The following is a 17,831-nucleotide window of genomic DNA, read 5'->3' on the forward strand; positions in this document are numbered from 1 at the left end:
CTTTTGTGGCGAGGGGATTTATCCCCGATCGGCTGCGCAGCAGTCGCAAAACCTGCAAATGAGGTCGTCCTGAAGGAAAAGCGGGGCGGCTTCGCCACCCATCGGGGATAAATCCCCTCGCCACAGGGTTATTCATTCAGCCCGAGATCGGGATTGCCGCCAAGCGGCATAACACCGCCGGTTTTTCGACTTCGATACATTTCCCCAATCCTCTAAATCTCCCCCAAGTCCTTTGTTTACCGGGCCGCGTGCCGCCAGAAAAAAGTTGGTCTGCAAATTGCTTATGGCTCAGCAGTACAGCAGTGGGCGGCAAACGTCCGGCATGCAGAGGAAAGAGTGTGGACAAGTACCTTTATGTGGCAATGACCGGTGCCAGCCAGAACGCGCTGGCGCAAAAGGCGCATGCCAACAACCTGGCGAACATCTCCACCAACGGTTTTCAGAAGGACCTGGAACAGGCCCGTTCGATGCCGGTGTTTGGTGACAGCTTTCCGGCGCGTGCGTTTGCCATGAGCGAACGTCCGGCCACTGACTTCTCGCCGGGCTCGCTGGTCGAGACCGGTCGCGACCTCGACGTCGCCGTGACCGGCAACGGTTTCATCGCCGTGCAGAACCCGAACGGTGGCGAAAGCTACGTGCGCACCGGCAGCCTCAACATCGATGCCCTCGGCGTATTGCGTGCCGGCAACGGCATGGCGGTGATGGGCAATGGCGGGCCGATTGCCGTGCCGCCCGAGCAGCAAGTCGAGGTCGGTGAAGACGGCACCATCAGTATTCGTGCGATGGGCGAAGGCCCGCGCGTCATGGCGGAAGTCGACCGGATCAAACTGGTCAATCCGGACATCAAGAACATGAACAAGGGCCTCGACGGTTCGATTTACACCAAGGACGGTCAGCCTGCGCCGGCCGATGCCAACGTCAAACTGGTCTCGGGTTTCCTGGAGTCGAGCAACGTCAACGCCGTCGAAGAGATGACCTCGGTGCTGGCCCTGGCCAAGCAGTTCGAGTTGCACGTCAAGATGATGAACACCGCCAAAGACGACGACCAGGCCATGGCTCGGGTCTTGCAGATCAGCTAATTATCAGAACGTCGCGCCGTAAAACAGGCGCACGAGGAGAATTGAATGCTTCCGGCTCTATGGGTTGCCAAAACCGGTCTGTCCGCCCAGGACACCAACCTGACCACCATCTCCAACAACCTGGCGAACGTGTCGACCACGGGTTTCAAACGTGACCGCGCCGAGTTCCAGGACTTGCTCTATCAGATCAAGCGTCAGCCAGGCGCCCAGTCGACTCAGGACAGCGAACTGCCGTCGGGTCTGCAATTGGGTACCGGTGTGCGCATCGTCGGCACGCAGAAAAACTTCACTGCCGGCAGCCTGCAAACCACCGAGCAGCCGCTGGACATGGCCATCGACGGCCGCGGTTTCTTCCAGATTCTGCAGCCGGACGGCACCACGTCTTACACCCGTGACGGTACCTTCCACCTCGACTCCAATGGCCAGATCGTCAACGCCAGCGGTTTCGCTCTGGAGCCAGCCATCGTTATCCCGAACAACGCGCAGAGCTTCACCGTCGGCGTTGACGGCACCGTGTCGATCACCGTTCCGGGTAACCCGGCCGCTCAGGTGATCGGCAACCTGCAAACCGCCGACTTCATCAACCCGGCCGGTCTGCAAGCGGTGGGCAACAACCTGTTCCTGGAAACCGCTGCTTCCGGCGCGCCGCAAATCGGCACCCCGGGCCTCAACGGTTTCGGCACCACGCTGCAGAACACCCTGGAAGGTTCCAACGTCAGCACCGTTGAAGAGATGGTCAACATGATCACCACTCAGCGCGCTTACGAGATGAACTCCAAGGTGATCTCCACCGCCGACCAGATGCTCTCGTTCGTAACGCAGAATCTGTAATCAGTCTATGAGGCGGCCATGAGGCTGCCTGCAACACCGTGAGGTAGGGTCATGAAACGCTTCGTATCTGTTTTGGCATTGGGTGGGGTCGTCTCGCTCGCGGGCTGTGTCGCACCGACGCCCAAGCCCAATGACCCTTATTACGCTCCGGTGTTGCCGCGTACGCCGTTGCCGGCGGCGGCCAACAATGGCTCGATCTATCAGGCCGGTTTCGAACAGAACCTGTACAGCGACCGCAAGGCGTTTCGGGTCGGTGACATCATCACCATCACCCTCAACGAGAAAACCCAGGCGAGCAAAAACGCCAACTCGCAAGTGGCCAAGAACAGCAAGACCGGCATCGGCCTGACCTCGCTGTTCGGCGGTAGCGGCGTGACCAACAACCCGTTGGGCGGTAACGATTTGAGTCTGGACGTTGGCTACAGCGGCGACCGCGCGACCAAGGGCGACAGCAAGGCTGCGCAGGGCAACACCCTGACCGGCTCCGTCACCGTGACCGTGGCGGACGTGCTGCCCAACGGCATCATCGCCGTGCGCGGCGAGAAGTGGATGACGCTGAACACCGGCGATGAGCTGGTGCGCATTGCAGGTCTGGTGCGTGCTGATGACATCGCCACCGACAACACCGTGTCGTCGACCCGCGTCGCCGATGCACGCATCACCTACTCGGGCACAGGCTCATTTGCCGATGCGAGTCAGCCAGGCTGGTTCGACCGTTTCTTCCTCAGCCCGCTGTTCCCTTTCTAGGTGGCTACGTTGAATCTGAAAAGCCTTATGGTGGCCGCGCTGTTGATGTCTGCGGCTTTCACTGCACACGCCGAACGGTTGAAAGACATCGCCAGCATTTCTGGCGTGCGTTCCAACCAGTTGATCGGCTACGGCCTGGTGGTCGGGCTTAACGGCACCGGTGACCAGACGACGCAGACCCCGTTCACCCTGCAGACCTTCAACAACATGCTCTCGCAGTTCGGCATCAAAGTGCCGCCGGGCTCGGGCAACGTGCAATTGAAGAACGTCGCGGCGGTGTCGGTGAGTGCCGATCTGCCGGCGTTCGCCAAACCGGGTCAGCAGGTCGACATCACCGTGTCCTCGATCGGTAACTCCAAGAGCCTGCGCGGCGGCACACTGTTGCTGACCCCGCTCAAGGGTATTGACGGCAACGTTTACGCCATCGCTCAGGGCAACCTGGTGGTCGGCGGTTTTGATGCTGAAGGCCGTGACGGTTCGAAGATCACCGTCAACGTTCCGTCGGCCGGTCGCATCCCCGGCGGTGCGTCGGTTGAGCGTTCGGTACCGAGTGGTTTCAACCAAGGCAACAGCCTGACCTTGAACCTCAACCGTTCCGACTTCACCACCGCCAAACGCATCGTCGACAAGATCAACGACATGCTCGGCCCTGGCGTGGCACAAGCCATCGACGGCGGCTCGGTACGCGTCACGGCACCGCTCGATCCGAGCCAGCGCGTCGACTACCTGTCGATCCTCGAAAACCTTGAAGTCGATCCGGGTCAGGCGGTGGCGAAAGTCATCATCAATTCGCGCACCGGCACCATTGTCATCGGCCAGAACGTCAAAGTCTCGCCAGCCGCCGTGACCCACGGCAGCCTGACCGTGACCATCACCGAAGACCCGATCGTCAGCCAGCCAGGCCCGTTGTCCAACGGCCAGACCGCTGTGGTGCCACGCTCGCGGGTGAACGCTGAGCAAGAGGCCAAACCGATGTTCAAATTCGGCCCGGGCACCACCCTCGACGAGATCGTCCGTGCGGTGAACCAGGTCGGCGCGGCGCCGGGTGACTTGATGGCGATCCTCGAAGCACTGAAGCAGGCCGGCGCGTTGCAAGCCGACCTGATCGTGATCTGAGGCCGACCATCATGGATATGCGCAAAGGCAGTCTGGTCAGCAACGCCGATTCGGGTTCGTACTCCGACCTCAATCGTCTGAATCAGCTCAAGGTTGGCGACAAGGACAGCGACGGCAACATGCGCAAAGTCGCGCAGGAATTCGAGTCGCTGTTCATCGGCGAAATGCTCAAGTCGATGCGTTCGGCCACCGACACCCTCGGTCAGGACAATCCGCTGAACACCCCGGCGGCCAAGCAATATCAGGAAATGTCCGACCAGCAACTGGCGGTGTCCATGTCCCGCGAGGGCGGTGGTATCGGCCTGGCAGACGTGCTGCTGCGTCAGATGCAGAAGAACAAACCGATGGCGCCGGGTGAGGCTGCAGCCGCGTCCGCCGCCAAGCAGGAAGAAGCGCGGGCGAAAGCCGCTGGCGTGGTCACGCCGATTGCGGCGGGCACCACCGGAATCAACGGCCCGTTGTCGCGGGTCAATGGCGAGCGTCCGTTGTGGGCGTCGCGTTCCGGGCGTGTGTCGAGCACTGATACGTCGCACAGCAATGACATGGCGATGATCAACAAGCGTCGTCTGTCGTTGCCGCCGAAACTCACCGATCGTTTGCTCGCCGGTTTGGTGCTGTCGGCCACGACCGCGACCAGCGCATCCAATGCGTTGCCGCAAGCGACCGCGCCTGCCGCCATTACCGGTTCCGGCCCGCTGTACAACGGCGACTGGCTGGCCCGCGCCGAGAACGAAAAAGCCTCCGGCGGGCAGATGCAGGTCTACGGCCGCGCCATGGCGCAGATTCCGTTGGCACCGGCGAAAAAAGCCTTCAGCTCCGCTGATGAATTCGTCAACACCATGCTGCCGATGGCCAAGGAAGCTGCCGACCGTATCGGCGTCGATCCGCGTTATCTGGTGGCGCAAGCGGCACTGGAAACCGGTTGGGGCAAATCGGTCATGCGTGCGCAGGACGGCAGCAGCAGCCACAACCTGTTTGGCATCAAGGCGAGCAGCAACTGGCAGGGCGATTCGGCCCGCGCCATCACCAGCGAGTTCCGCAATGGCGCGATGGTCAAGGAGACGGCCGAGTTCCGTTCCTACGCCTCGTACAAGGACAGCTTCCACGATCTGGTGACTTTGCTGCAGAGCAATAATCGCTATCAAGATGTGCTGAAGTCGGCCGATAACCCAGAACAGTTTGTACGCGAGTTGCAGAAGGCCGGTTACGCCACCGACCCGAACTACGCGACAAAGATTTCGCAAATTGCCAAGCAGATGAACAATCTTCAAAACTACGCTGCGGCGGGTGTATCCACCACGCCTTTATAAGGCACAAGGTATAAGGTCTGAACCATGAGTTTGCTCAATATCGGGATGTCGGGTCTGGCGTCGAGCCAGTCCTCTTTGGCTACGACAGGCAACAACATTGCCAACGTCGACACCGCCGGTTACTCACGTCAGCAAACCGTGCAAGGCACCAAAGCCTCGCAGCAGTACGGCACTGTTTTTATCGGCACGGGCACGACCCTCGCCGACGTGCGTCGGGTCTACAACTCGTACCTCGAATCGCAGTTGCACACCGCAACTTCGCTGAACAGCGAAGCGGCGTCGTACCTCGCGCAGGCCACGCCGCTGGACTCGATTCTGTCTGACACCAACACCGGTCTGACCGGTGTGCTGCAGAAGTTTTTCACCTCGATGCAAGGCGTGTCGACCTCGGCCACCGACGACACCTCGCGTCAGTCGGTACTGACTGGTGCGCAAGCGCTGAGCAGCCGTTTCAACGCCCTCGCCAAGCAACTGAATGACCAGAACACCACCATCAACGGCAGCCTCAGCGACATGACTGCTCAGGTGAATAAACTGGCCACGTCGATTGCCAACCTGAACCAGAAGATCGGTGAGATTTCCACCAGCGGCGGCGCGCCGAACGACTTGCTCGACAGCCGTAACGAAGCCGTGCGTCAGCTCTCCGAATTGACCGGCGCGCAGGTCGTTGAACGCGGCACCAGTTTCGACGTGTATGTCGGCAGCGGCCAGCCGCTGGTGATCGGCAACACCACCAACTCGCTGAGCATGGTTGCCAGCAAAGACGATCCATCGCGCATGTCGATTCAGATGGATCGCGGTTCGAGCACCATCGACATCACCTCGGTGATCAGCGGTGGCGAAATCGGTGGTCTGCTGACGTATCGCAAAGACGTTCTCGACCCGTCGCTCAATGAGCTGGGCCGTGTGGCCCTGGTGGTTGCCGATCAGATCAACAGCCAGCAAGCGCAAGGCATCGACAAGAACGGTGACTTCGGCGCGGCGATTTTCAACAACATCAACAGTGCCGCGCTGATCAGTCAGCGCAGCATCGCGCAGGCCGGTAACAGCAGCGGTTCGGGCAACCTTGATGTGACCATCAAGGACACCGGCAAGCTGACCACCAGCGATTATCAGGTGACCTTCACCAGCGCGACCGACTACAGCGTCAAGCGCTCCGATGGCACCGACCTCGGTACGTTCAGCACCACGACCAATCCGCCGCCAGTGATTGACGGTTTCACTTTGGCCCTCAACGGTGGTGCGTTGAGCGCCGGTGACAGCTTCAAGATCACCCCGACGCGTAATGCCGCCGCGAGCATCCAGACGGTGCTCAGCGATCCGAAGAAGATCGCTGCCGCAGGCCCGCTGACCGGTTCCGCCAGCGCCAACGGTCTGGGCACTTACACCCAGCCGACGCTGAGCGACACGATCAACATCTACAACCCGACTGCCCAGGCTGACCTGCAGGCGGCGCTGAAGAATTCGACGCCAGTGAAACTGGTGTTCGGTGACGCCAGCGGCGGCAGCCAGTCGTATACGCTGGTCGACGCCAAGGGGCAGAACATCGGCACCGGCACCATCGTGCCTGGCCAGTCGAACACACTGAATCTGAAAGTCGGCGTCCTCGATGCCAACGGCAATCCAGTGATGGACACCTCCGTTACGCCGAACGTGCAGAAGACCTTCACCGTGCAAACCACGGTCGGCGGCACGCCGAAGTCCGGTGAAACCTTCACCATGAACCTCACCGGTGCGGCGTCTTCGGACAACCGTAACGCGCAAGCGCTCGTCGGTCTGCAAACCAAACAAACGGTCGACACCGGTTCGGCGAGCAAGGGCATCAGCCTGACCGACGCCTACAACAAACTGGTGACCAACGTCGGCACCAAGACTGCCCAAGGCAAGTCTGACAGCGCCGCGACCACGGCGATTCTGGATAACGCGCAAGGTGCGCGTGATTCGCTGTCCGGGGTCAACCTCGATGAAGAAACCGGCAACCTGGTCAAATATCAGCAGTACTACACAGCGTCTTCGCAGATCATCAAAGCTGCGCAGGAAACTTTCGCCACGCTGATCAACAGCCTTTAAGGAGTCGTAATTCATGCGCATTTCCACCGCCCAGTATTACGGCACGCAAGCGTCGGACTATCAGCGTAACTTCAACAAGGCTGTGGCCACCGCGAGCGAGGCGAGCAGCCTGCAGCGGATCAACACCGCATCGGATGATCCGGTCGGTGCCGGTCGTTTGCTGCAACTGGGCCAGCAGGCTGCGTTGCTTGATCAGTACAACGGCAACATCAACAGCACTAAAAGTGCGTTGAACGTGCAGGAAACCACCCTGGATTCCATCACTACTGCATTGCAACGCGCCAAGGACCTTGCGCTGGCCGCCAACAACGGCACGGCCACCGACAAGGATCGCCAGGCCTACGCGGCAGAAATGGGCCAGATCCAGCAACAAGTGCTGGGCCTGATGAACTCCAAGGATGCCAACGGCAACTACCTGTTCTCCGGTTCGAAAACCGACACCGCGCCGTACTCGCAAAATGCCGATGGCACCTTCACCTACAACGGTGACCAGACCACCATCAATCTGGGCATTGGCGACGGCATGACCGTGAGCACTAACACCACCGGTTGGGAAGCGTTCCAGCAGACCATCAACACCGGTCGCACCAGCACCAACATGACGGCTCCGGCAGTGGATGACGGCCGTGTTGTGTTGTCCAACGGTACGGTCGGCACTGCCGCCACTTACAACAGCAAGTTCACCGGTGGTCAGCCCTACACCGTGAGCTTCCTGAGTAGCACGCAGCTGAAAATTACCGATGCCCTGGGCAACGACGTGACCGCTGAAGCCAGCCAGAACGGCGTGGTCAGCAACACCTCCGGGGCCAACCAGACGGTCAGCTTCCGGGGCGTCGATCTGAAGCTGAACATCAACCTGAAAACCGGTGACACCGACCCGGACGCCGTGATCGCCGGACACACGTTCCAGCTGTCCTCGACGCCGGACACGTTCACCACCACGCGCAGCCCAGGCAATCCTTCGACAGCGGTCATCACCGGTTCGACCATCACCGATCAGGCTGCGTACACCGCTGCCTTCCCGCAGGGTGGTGCCGTCCTCAAGTTCACCAGCGCCACGGCGTTCGACTTGTACGCAGCGCCGGTCACGGCTGACAGCAAACCGGTGTCCTCGGGTACCGTGTCGGGCAGCAATGCGACGGCGGCGGGCGTGACGTTTGCACTGGGCAACACGCCCACGGCGGGCGATCAGTTCTCGATCCAGCCGAACAACCACCAGACCCAGAACATCCTCGACACGTTGGGTCAGATGGTCACCGCACTGAACACGCCGATCGATGGTGATCCAGTGGCCAAGCAAAAATTCCAGGGCGCGATGGAGTCCGGCCTCGGCAACATCGACGCCGCCACCAACCAGATTGGCGCTTCCGTGACGTCGATCGGTGCCCGAGGTCAGGCGCTGGATATGCAGACCATCACCAACCAGAGCCTGAGCACCGCCAACTCGACGACTCAAGGCTCGATCCGCGATTCCGATCCGGCCGAAGTCATGACCCGCCTGACCTTGCAGCAAACCATGCTGCAGGCCGCGCAACTGGCGTTCAGCAAAATCTCTCAGTTGGGCCTGTTCAACAAGATCTGAGGGTGGCGGGCGCGTAAGCGCCCGTTTACCTGTTTCAAAGCCTTTTTTCGCGGTATCAGAGGGCTCGCTGTTCCGGGCGGGTTCCCGCCGCTTGCGAGTCCGCCGTGAATTCACTTCCCCTTGTCAGCCTGGTCATTCCTGCCTTCAATCCGCGTTTTTTTGAACGGGCATTGAACAGTGCCGTGAGTCAGAGTTACGGCAACCTCGAAATCATTGTCTGCGACGACAGCCGTGGCACCGAGATCGAAGGCGTTGTCGCCTCGGTGGTCGAGCAATCAGGTGTCACCGTTCGCTACGTACGCAACCCGCGCACATTGGGCCTGGTCGGCAATCTAAAGACGTGTCTCGAGCAGGCGCAAGGCGAGTACCTCAAGTTTCTTTGCGACGACGATCACCTGTATTCGGCGTGTATCGAACAACAGGCTGCGGAATTTTCCCGCGATGAAGTGAGTCTGGTGCTGGCCTCGCGTCTGCTGTGGGATGCCGATGACATTATCCTGCCGTCGCGCCTGGAAAACACCTCGCTGTCGCCGGTCGATGGCCTGTTCAAAGGCGACGACCTGCTGAGCGTCTTTGACAATTTCCCGGTGAATATCCTCGGCGGTTTCAGCAACGCCTTGTTCCGCCGTGCCGACCTCGTCGAGCTGCTGCCGGCCTTGACGCAGGAAGGTCACTGCTTCGTTGCAACACTGGATTTCGCTTTATTCGTGTGCCTGCTGCGCCGGGGCAATCTGGTGGTGTTGAACACCGTACTCTGTGCCGAGCGCCTCTATCCGGAACGCTTAAGCGCGCAGCAATCGATGAGGGACACCGTCGAAGTAGAGCGTGAGTGGGTGTCGCAAATGCTCAAGGCGCGCAACACCGAGGCGGCGCCCGCGCCAGGCTGGGTGCGCTATGTGCCGTTGGTTGACGCCGATACCGCGCCACGCGTCTGGGAAGAGCTGCCACTGAGCCGCACACTGGGCACCAAGCAAAGCGGTCAGCAATGGCTTGTCGGTGCTGACAGCCAGAGCTTTGCCGATCTCTATTCACAGTGGCTGGCGTGTCGTGTACTCACCAGCGAGCAGCGCAAGTTGCTTGCAGTGACACTCGCCGACTGGTCGCGCAACCCCGGCATCGTGCCGATCGTCATCGACGAGAAGGGCAGCAATGCAGCGCTGGAACGAACCCTGCAATCGCTCGCTGAACAGGACTACCCGGCGAACCTGATTCTGGTGCTGTCCGCCGCGTGCACTGAACCCGAGCTCAATGGTCGGGTGTTCCACTTGCCGTTGCTTGAGGACGGATTGGCGCAGATCAATGAGTTGTTGCCGCAACTCGATGGCGCCGACTGGTTCTACCTGCTGCACGCCGGCGATCGTCTTATTGCCCCGGCGCTGTTGATCATGGCCGAGCGCATCGCCCATTCTCTCGCGTTCAAATGCCTGTACAGCGACGAGGGCAGTCTGCGCGGTGGCGAATCGGCCGAGCCTGCCTTCAAACCGGATTTCAACCTCGACCTGATGCGCAGCTTCCCCTATGTCGGGCGCGCGTTGGCGTTCGAGCGCGAACGCTTCGTCGCCCTCGGTGGTTTCGATACTGCGCTGGCTGATCTGGCAGCGCACGATGTGCTGCTGCGCATGGTCGAGAGCGACGGCACGCAAGTGGTTGGTCACGTCGCAGAGGTGTTGCTGGAGTCCGCGCGAGACCTGGCCACGTGGCTCGCCGAGCGTGGCGTCATCGACAACAATCCGCGTTTGCTCGAAGCGCATTTGCAGCGCTTGGGCGTTGCTCACACGATCCGTCGCGGCAGCACCGAATTGCTCAATCGCGTCGATTATCAGCATGCCGCGCGGCCGTTGGTGTCGATCATCATCGTCACCAAGGATCACACCGCCGCGCTGCAACGCTGCGTCGAAAGCCTGTTGGAAAAAACCGTCTACAGCGAGTACGAATTGCTGCTGGTCGACAATGGCAGCGAAAGCGCTGAAGCGCGTTTGTGGCTGGACGGCATGGCGCAGTTGGGCAGCGAACGCATTCGCGTACTCGGTTGTGCGCAAGGCAATCTGGCTGCCGTGCACAACCTGGCTGTGGCTCAGGCGCGCGGTGAATACGTGTTGATGCTCAACCCTTACGCGGTGATCACTCAGGGTGACTGGCTCGACGAGTTGCTCAATCATGCGCAGCGTCCCGAGGTCGGTGTGGTTGGCGCCAAGCTGTTCAACCCCGATGGTTGGGTGCTGCACGCCGGGTTGATCCTGGGTCTGCATGCGCCGGTCGGCCTGCCGTTTTATGGCCAGTCGATGCATGCGGCGGGCTACCTGTTTCGATTGCAGGTGGCGCACAACCTGAGCGCCGTTGGCGGTGACTGCCTGATGGTACGCAAGGCAGTCTTCGACGAAGTGGGCGGCCTCGATGAGCAGAACCTGACGCTGACGCTCAACGATGCTGATCTGTGCCTGCGCGTTGCGCAGCACGGTTATCTGGTGGTCTGGACGCCGTACGCCGCGCTGGCATTAGGCGCACGAGCGAACGTTGTCGCGTCGGCGCAGGAACGGCAAACCTGCGACCAGGAACAGGAAGTGTTCTACAAGCGCTGGCTGCCGTTGATTGCGCGCGATCCGGCGTACAACAAAAACCTGTCGTTACAAGGTGCCGGCGGCAGCAGTTTTAACCTCGAGCCTGGACAGCGCAGTGGCTGGAGCGCATTTTCCAAGGCGCTGTTGCCCAACGTGCTGGCGGTGCCGATCAATGACTCGGCCATCGGGCACTATCGCATGACTCAGCCGATGATCGAACTGGTCGCCGCTGGCCGCGTCGAGGGCCGCTTCTGCTATGGCTTGCCGTCGATCATCGACATTGAACGCCAGTCGCCTGACGTCATCGTGCTGCAGGGACGATATTCGGAGAAAGCGATCAACGAAATTCCGCCGTTGCAGTCGTTTTTCAACGCCCGACGGATTTTCGAGCTGGATGACTACGTCATCGACATTCCACATCGCAACGCGCACATCCGCAACATGCCGGACAAGTATGAAATGGAGCGACTGGTGCGCCGTGCGATCGGCTTGTGCGATCGCGTGGTGGTGTCAACGCAGCCACTGGCCAATGCCTTGTCGGGCATGCATCACGATATTCGCGTGGTGCCCAACATGCTGGCCAAAGAGCTGTGGGCCAATTTGCGCAGCCAGCGCAGCACCTCGAAAAAACCGCGTGTTGGCTGGGGCGGCGGCACCAGCCACCATGGTGACCTGGCAGTGATCGCCGAGGTCGTGCGCGAGTTGGCCAATGAAGTCGACTGGGTATTCTTTGGCATGTGCCCGGATGATTTGCGTCCATACATGCATGAGTTCCACGGCGTGATCCCGTTGGAGGATTACCCGGCCAAACTGGCCAGCCTCAACCTCGATCTGGCGCTGGCACCGCTGGAATTCCACATCTTCAACGACTGCAAGAGCAACCTGCGCTTGCTGGAATACGGCGCCTGCGGTTACCCGGTGATCTGCACTGACACCGAGGCCTATCGCGGCTATCTGCCGTGCACGCGGGTCAAGACCAACACCACGGATGAATGGCTGCAAGCGATCCGCATGCACCTGGCCGACCCGGACGCCAGCTACCGTATGGGCGATGAATTGCGTGAGGTGGTGCGGCGAGATTACATACTGCGCGGCGATAACCTGCGTTATTGGGAATATGGCTGGCTGGCGGATTGATCGCGCTGTAAGTGATCAATTGTAAAACTGAAAAAGGGGAGCCCGATCGCTGATGATCAGGCTCCCCTTTTTGCTTGCGAGGCCACGTGCTCTGCAGATCTTGTTCGAGTTAGTAGTCGCCACTGGAGCTGGCGCGTTTCCTGCAAGTCCCCCTCAAATCGCCATAAAACGAGCGCTCGCGGTCACATCCGCTGCGCCCATAACGGCAGAAAGGTTTAGCCAGAAGGCCCGCCGCTCAACCAAGCGACGCGCAGCCCTGTGACGAACAAGAGGGGAGACGATGAAGGCAGTAATTTTGGCGGGTGGCCTGGGCACGCGCATCAGTGAAGAGTCGCACCTCAAGCCAAAACCGATGATCGAGATCGGTGGCAAGCCAATTCTCTGGCACATCATGAAGCAGTATTCCGCCCACGGGATTCATGACTTTGTGATCTGCCTTGGCTACAAGGGCTACGCGATCAAAGACTTCTTCGCCAACTACTTCCTGCACACCTCCGACGTGACGTTCGACATGCGCGAAAACCGCATGGACGTGCACCAGAATTACAGCGAGCCATGGCGCGTGACGCTGATCGACACGGGTGAAGAAACCATGACCGGTGGCCGTCTGCGCCGCGCTGCACGCTACGTGGAAAACGAAGAAGCTTTTTGCTTTACCTACGGCGACGGCGTTTCTGACTTGAACATCAGCGCTCTGGTCGACTTCCACCTGACCCACGGCAAACAAGCCACGGTGACCGCCGTGCAACCGCCGGGACGCTATGGTGCGCTGGATCGTGACGGCGATCGCGTGCTCGGTTTCACCGAAAAGCCACGCGGCGACGGTGGCTGGATCAACGGCGGCTTTTTCGTTCTGTCGCCCGAGGTTCTGCCGCTGATCAGCGGTGACGACACGTCGTGGGAATCCGGCCCGCTGGACGGTCTCGCCGAGCGCGGTGAACTGATGGCGTACCAGCACGACGGTTTCTGGCAGCCGATGGACACCCTGCGCGACAAGAACCATCTCGAAGCCTTGTGGCAAAGCGGGGAGGCCCCATGGAAGCAATGGGACTGAGTGCCGAATTCTGGCGTGGCAAACGCGTTCTGGTCACCGGGCATACCGGTTTCAAGGGCAGTTGGCTGACCCTGTGGCTGCAAAGCCTTGGCGCCGAGGTCAGCGGTTTTGCCCTCGATCCGTCGACCGAACCGAGCCTGTTCGAACTGGCGCGCGTACACGAAGGCATCAACGATCAGCGCGGTGATTTGCGTGACCTCGGCGCACTGCTGGAGATCATCGCCGACACCGAGCCGGAGATCGTTTTGCACCTGGCCGCGCAGCCGTTGGTGCGTGAAGGCTATCGCGATCCACTCGGCACTTATTCCAGCAACGTGATGGGCACGCTCAACCTGCTCGAAGCGATTCGGCAGGTCGGTTGCGTGCGCGCCTGTGTGCTGGTGACCACCGACAAGGTCTATGCCAACAAGGAATGGCTGTGGCCGTACCGCGAAGACGAAGCCCTTGGTGGCCACGATCCTTACAGCAGCAGCAAAGCCTGTTGCGAGTTGTTGGCGCAGTCTTATGCCGCGTCGTTTTTTCCGGCGGACAAGTACGCCGAGCACGGTCTGGCCCTCGCCACGGCGCGCGCCGGCAACGTGTTGGGCGGCGGTGATTTCGCCCCTGAGCGATTGATTCCCGATGTACTGAAAGCCTGGTCGGCGGATGAGCCAGTGACCCTGCGTTTCCCGCAAGCCGTGCGCCCGTGGCAACACGCGCTGGAGCCGCTGGCCGGTTATCTGCAATTGGCCGCGGGGCTCTACGAGCAAGGCCCGGAATACGCCGGCGCATGGAATTTCGGCCCCGGCGAGGCGGACATGTGCAGCGTCGGCGAAGTGGTTGAACTGCTCGCCAGTCGCTGGCCGCAAGCGCGGGGTTTGCGCATCGAACCGAGTGAATTGCACGAGGCCGGCCTGTTGCGCCTCGACAGTAGCCGCGCGCGACAACTGCTCGGCTGGCAGCCGCGCTGGACGTTGCAACAGTGTCTGACGCAAACCCTCGACTGGCATCTGGCGTGGCAGAACGGCGATGACATGCGCGCCGTGACCTTGAAGCAATTGAACCTCTACGGGAGCGCCGATGACTGATTTCACACTACAGGCAACCGAACTGGAAGGTTTGTACCTTATCCAGCAAAAGGTCTTTTGCGATGATCGGGGACGCTTTGCCCGATTGTTTTGTCAGGGCCGTCTGACTGTACAACATCGGCCGTTTGCGGTTCGCCAGGTCAACCATTCGCGAACCGTCGAAAAAGGTAGTGTGCGAGGACTGCATTATCAGAAAGCCGGGTATGCGGAGTCGAAGCTGATCACCTGTATACGAGGCGCAATTTGGGACGTGGTGGTCGATCTGCGACCGCAGTCGGCAACCTATTTGCAGTGGCACGCCGAAGAGTTGCGGGCTGACGACGGACGCAGCCTGTTGATCCCGGCGGGTTTTGCCCACGGTTTCCAATCGTTGACTGATGAGTCGGAAGTGCTTTACCTCACAGACGCCGATTATTCACCGGAGCACGAGGCAGGTCTGTCGGTGAACGATCCAGCGCTTTCGATTCGTTGGCCGTTGCCTGTCAAAAACTTGTCGACCAAGGATTCCTGTCATCCGTTACTCGACCAAGGCTTTCCCGGAGTCGTGTTGTGACGAACCCGGTCAAGAATGTGCTTGTAACCGGCGCCACCGGTTTTGTGGGCCGACACCTTATCAGCGCTTTGCTCGCCAAAGGAATCAACGTTCGTGCAGTCTCTCGTAACGTTGAAGCGGCGAGAGTTTTGCCGTGGTTTACTGACGTTGAATTCGTCGCAGCGGATATTCACTCAGCGGATCTCGACGTCGAAGCTTTGGCTCTCGGGATGGACGCCGTCGCACATCTGGCATGGAGCGGGCTGCCTGATTATCAGGCGCTGTTCCATTTCGAGCAGAATCTGCCGCGCGATTATGCCTTTCTCAAGCGCTTGATCGTCGCGGGTATTGGCCAGGTGATGGTAACGGGAACCTGCTTCGAATATGGCCTGCAAAGTGGTTCATTGAGCGAGGCTGTCGACGCCAGGCCCTGCACGCCCTATGGCCTGGCCAAAAATACTCTGCGTCAGTTTCTGATGGCATTGCAGCGCAAGCATGCGTTCTCTTTGCAGTGGGCGCGATTGTTTTATCTGCATGGCGAAGGGCAAAACCCCAATAGTCTTTTGGCCAGCCTTGACCGAGCCATCGATGCCGGCGACACGCACTTCAATATGTCGGCCGGTGACCAATTGCGTGATTACCTGGAAATCACCCAAGCCGCTTCCCTGTTGGTTCAGTTGATCATGCGTCGCGATGTTTTCGGGATCTTCAACTGCTGCAGTGGCAAGCCAGTTTCCGTTCGGACTTTGGTTGAGCAACGGGTTCGTCAACGGCAATCCTCTATCGCCCTCAATCTGGGGCATTACGGCTACTCAGTGCATGAACCCATGGCTTTTTGGGGCGATGCTCAGCGGATCTCGCAACTGAAGGATGAAGAACATGCAGCATGAACTCTACCGGGCGAACGGGCTGCCGGTGTTGCAGAACCTTACCTTTGCCACCACCGAGCAGGCGCAGGCTTCGGGTGTCGCAGACATTGTTCTGGTACAGGACAGTCAGAGCGGGCTGATCTTCAACCAGACCTTCGACGCCAGCAAGCTCAGCTATGATGTTGACTATCAAAACGAGCAAGCGCATTCGGTGCATTTTCAGGAGCATCTTAAGGCTGTCGAATTGATTTTGGCCCGCCATTTCTCCCATCGGGCTCTGTTAGAAATCGGTTGCGGAAAAGGCTACTTTCTCGAAATGCTACGCGACCTGGGTTATGCCATTACCGGCATTGATCCTTCCTACGAAGGTGACAATGCCGATGTGATCAGGGCGCCGTTCACCCGCGAGCTGGGCCTTTCGGCTGATGCGATCGTGTTACGACACGTACTCGAGCACATTCAGGATCCGGTAGCGTTTCTAGCTGAAATGGCTGCGGCAAATCAGGGCGGGCACATCTACATCGAAGTGCCGTGCTTCGACTGGATCCTCGAACACAAGGCCTGGTTCGACCTGTTCTACGAACACGTTAATTATTTTCGCCTCGATGACTTGCGCCGGATGTTCGGCACGGTGCTCGAGGCCGGCCATCTGTTCGGTGGCCAGTACCTGTACATCGTTGCTGACCTCTCCACGTTGCGTCTTACTCCGGAACAACCGGTGCCGCGCCTTACGCTGCCCGAAGGTTTTACCGCCAGCCTCGACCGTGCATTGCAGATCATTCGGTCGGCACCTGAGCAGGGTTCGGCGATCTGGGGCGCCTCATCCAAAGGCGTGATATATGCGCTGTTCCTGCAACGCGCGGGTGTGGCGGTGGATCGCGTGGTGGACATCAACCCGGCGAAACAGGGACGTTATCTGCCTTTGAGCGGCGCGCGCGTGTCGTCGCCGCAAGAAGCCATGGATGCGCTGCCCGAAGGCGCCAATCTGTTTGTGATGAACTCCAATTACCTCGAAGAGATCAAGCGGATGACCGGTGGACGCTACGTCTATCACGCCGTCGACAGCGCTTCGTTCCAGTAACCCTTGAGATTTTTACAATGACCGACAACAGCATCAACAAAGCCTTCGAAGCCGAGTGCCGGGAACAGATTGCCCAGCAGGGTGACGACCAGAAACTCACCGGCCTGGCCCGTGATTTCTTCAACGAATCGGCCAAGCACAAGTACAGCTACCACTTCTCGTGGATGGGCCGCCCGATCATCCAGTTGCCACAAGACATGATGGCGATGCAGGAGATCATCTGGCAGGTCAAGCCGGACCTGGTCATCGAGTGCGGTATCGCCCACGGCGGTTCGATCATTTACTACGCCTCGTTGCTGGAGCTGCAAGGCCACGGCGAAGTGCTCGGCATCGACCTCGACATTCGCCCGCACAACCGCGAAGCGATCGAAAGCCACCCGATGGCCAAGCGCATCAAGATGATTGAAGGCTCGAGCATCGACGCCGGCATTGCCGCGCAAGTGCAAGCCGCCGCCAAAGGCAAAAAAGTCATTCTGGTGCTCGACTCCAACCACACCCACGACCACGTGCTGGAAGAGCTGCGTCTGTACGCACCACTGGTGTCGGTCGACAGCTACTGCGTGGTCATGGACACCGTGGTTGAAGACATGCCGGCCGATTTCTTCCCGGATCGTCCATGGGGTCCGGGCGACAACCCGAAAACCGCGGTGTGGAAATACCTCGAAGAAAACCAGGATTTCGAAATCGACCAGTCCATTCACAACAAGCTGCTGATCACTGTCGCGCCGGATGGCTATCTGCGCCGCGTCCGTTAATTAATAAACAACGATGAGTTTTCGGCGACTCGCCGCGTGTGGG

General features: G+C 59.8%; 14 protein-coding genes. All 14 read left to right on the top strand.

The window, feature by feature from the left end; all coding sequences use genetic code 11:
• Nucleotides 1-338 precede the first annotated feature (338 nt).
• The 14 genes from GVL50_RS09425 to GVL50_RS09490 all read left to right on the top strand — a co-directional run bounded on the left by GVL50_RS09425 (nucleotide 339) and on the right by GVL50_RS09490 (nucleotide 17,788).
• On the top strand, nucleotides 339-1,079 hold the full coding sequence (locus GVL50_RS09425; RefSeq protein ID WP_053118297.1) for a flagellar basal body rod protein FlgF: 741 nt from the start codon (nucleotides 339-341) through the stop codon (nucleotides 1,077-1,079).
• Nucleotides 1,080-1,124: 45 nt separating this feature from the next.
• A complete protein-coding gene (gene flgG, locus GVL50_RS09430; protein ID WP_053118298.1) occupies nucleotides 1,125-1,910 on the top strand; it encodes a flagellar basal-body rod protein FlgG in 786 nt (261 codons plus the stop codon).
• A gap of 51 nt (nucleotides 1,911-1,961) precedes the next feature.
• On the top strand, nucleotides 1,962-2,657 hold the full coding sequence (flgH, locus tag GVL50_RS09435) for a flagellar basal body L-ring protein FlgH (protein ID WP_053118299.1): 696 nt from the start codon (nucleotides 1,962-1,964) through the stop codon (nucleotides 2,655-2,657).
• A 27-nt stretch (nucleotides 2,658-2,684) separates the two neighbouring features.
• Nucleotides 2,685-3,773, top strand: a complete 1,089-nt coding sequence (locus tag GVL50_RS09440) for a flagellar basal body P-ring protein FlgI (protein ID WP_053118300.1) — start codon at nucleotides 2,685-2,687, stop codon at nucleotides 3,771-3,773.
• A gap of 11 nt (nucleotides 3,774-3,784) precedes the next feature.
• A complete protein-coding gene (gene flgJ, locus GVL50_RS09445) occupies nucleotides 3,785-5,083 on the top strand; it encodes a flagellar assembly peptidoglycan hydrolase FlgJ (protein WP_159812596.1) in 1,299 nt (432 codons plus the stop codon).
• A gap of 24 nt (nucleotides 5,084-5,107) precedes the next feature.
• Entirely contained in the window at nucleotides 5,108-7,153 is a 2,046-nt protein-coding gene (gene flgK, locus GVL50_RS09450) for a flagellar hook-associated protein FlgK (RefSeq protein WP_159812598.1), read from the top strand.
• Nucleotides 7,154-7,166: 13 nt separating this feature from the next.
• The gene (locus GVL50_RS09455) at nucleotides 7,167-8,735 is read left to right on the top strand and encodes a flagellar hook-associated protein 3 (RefSeq protein WP_159812600.1); all 1,569 of its coding nucleotides are present in this window, start codon (nucleotides 7,167-7,169) and stop codon (nucleotides 8,733-8,735) included.
• A gap of 104 nt (nucleotides 8,736-8,839) precedes the next feature.
• Entirely contained in the window at nucleotides 8,840-12,430 is a 3,591-nt protein-coding gene (locus GVL50_RS09460) for a glycosyltransferase (RefSeq protein ID WP_159812602.1), read from the top strand.
• 280 nt (nucleotides 12,431-12,710) lie between these two features.
• The gene (gene rfbF / locus GVL50_RS09465) at nucleotides 12,711-13,484 is read left to right on the top strand and encodes a glucose-1-phosphate cytidylyltransferase (RefSeq protein ID WP_159812604.1); all 774 of its coding nucleotides are present in this window, start codon (nucleotides 12,711-12,713) and stop codon (nucleotides 13,482-13,484) included.
• Nucleotides 13,466-14,551 carry a CDP-glucose 4,6-dehydratase gene (gene rfbG, locus GVL50_RS09470; protein WP_159812606.1) on the top strand — a complete coding sequence of 362 codons (1,086 nt, stop codon included), beginning with the start codon at nucleotides 13,466-13,468 and terminating at the stop codon, nucleotides 14,549-14,551. The genes rfbF and rfbG overlap by 19 nt, the downstream gene beginning before the upstream one ends.
• Nucleotides 14,544-15,104, top strand: coding sequence for a dTDP-4-dehydrorhamnose 3,5-epimerase (rfbC, locus tag GVL50_RS09475; protein ID WP_159812608.1), 561 nt, complete (start codon nucleotides 14,544-14,546; stop codon nucleotides 15,102-15,104). Before rfbG ends, rfbC begins: the two co-directional genes overlap by 8 nt.
• Nucleotides 15,101-15,973, top strand: coding sequence for an NAD(P)-dependent oxidoreductase (locus GVL50_RS09480; protein ID WP_159812610.1), 873 nt, complete (start codon nucleotides 15,101-15,103; stop codon nucleotides 15,971-15,973). The genes rfbC and GVL50_RS09480 overlap by 4 nt, the downstream gene beginning before the upstream one ends.
• Nucleotides 15,963-17,033: a class I SAM-dependent methyltransferase gene (locus tag GVL50_RS09485; protein WP_159812612.1), complete on the top strand. Its 1,071-nt coding sequence runs from the start codon at nucleotides 15,963-15,965 to the stop codon at nucleotides 17,031-17,033. Before GVL50_RS09480 ends, GVL50_RS09485 begins: the two co-directional genes overlap by 11 nt.
• 17 nt (nucleotides 17,034-17,050) lie before the next feature.
• Nucleotides 17,051-17,788 carry a cephalosporin hydroxylase family protein gene (locus tag GVL50_RS09490; RefSeq protein ID WP_159812614.1) on the top strand — a complete coding sequence of 246 codons (738 nt, stop codon included), beginning with the start codon at nucleotides 17,051-17,053 and terminating at the stop codon, nucleotides 17,786-17,788.
• Nucleotides 17,789-17,831 lie beyond the last annotated feature (43 nt).

This window comes from Pseudomonas sp. 18058, from assembly GCF_902706155.1.
GTDB classification, from domain to species: domain Bacteria; phylum Pseudomonadota; class Gammaproteobacteria; order Pseudomonadales; family Pseudomonadaceae; genus Aquipseudomonas; species Aquipseudomonas rustica.

What these genes read in the sequence shown, in the direction of transcription:
- flgG (WP_053118298.1), top strand. Translation starts at nt 1,125, where the DNA reads ATGCTTCCGGCTCTATGGGTTGCCAAAACCGGTCTGTCCGCCCAGGAC.
- flgH (WP_053118299.1), top strand. Translation starts at nt 1,962, where the DNA reads ATGAAACGCTTCGTATCTGTTTTGGCATTGGGTGGGGTCGTCTCGCTC.
- GVL50_RS09440 (WP_053118300.1), top strand. Translation starts at nt 2,685, where the DNA reads ATGGTGGCCGCGCTGTTGATGTCTGCGGCTTTCACTGCACACGCCGAA.
- flgJ (WP_159812596.1), top strand. Translation starts at nt 3,785, where the DNA reads ATGGATATGCGCAAAGGCAGTCTGGTCAGCAACGCCGATTCGGGTTCG.
- flgK (WP_159812598.1), top strand. Translation starts at nt 5,108, where the DNA reads ATGAGTTTGCTCAATATCGGGATGTCGGGTCTGGCGTCGAGCCAGTCC.
- GVL50_RS09455 (WP_159812600.1), top strand. Translation starts at nt 7,167, where the DNA reads ATGCGCATTTCCACCGCCCAGTATTACGGCACGCAAGCGTCGGACTAT.
- rfbF (WP_159812604.1), top strand. Translation starts at nt 12,711, where the DNA reads ATGAAGGCAGTAATTTTGGCGGGTGGCCTGGGCACGCGCATCAGTGAA.
- rfbG (WP_159812606.1), top strand. Translation starts at nt 13,466, where the DNA reads ATGGAAGCAATGGGACTGAGTGCCGAATTCTGGCGTGGCAAACGCGTT.
- rfbC (WP_159812608.1), top strand. Translation starts at nt 14,544, where the DNA reads ATGACTGATTTCACACTACAGGCAACCGAACTGGAAGGTTTGTACCTT.
- GVL50_RS09485 (WP_159812612.1), top strand. Translation starts at nt 15,963, where the DNA reads ATGCAGCATGAACTCTACCGGGCGAACGGGCTGCCGGTGTTGCAGAAC.
- GVL50_RS09490 (WP_159812614.1), top strand. Translation starts at nt 17,051, where the DNA reads ATGACCGACAACAGCATCAACAAAGCCTTCGAAGCCGAGTGCCGGGAA.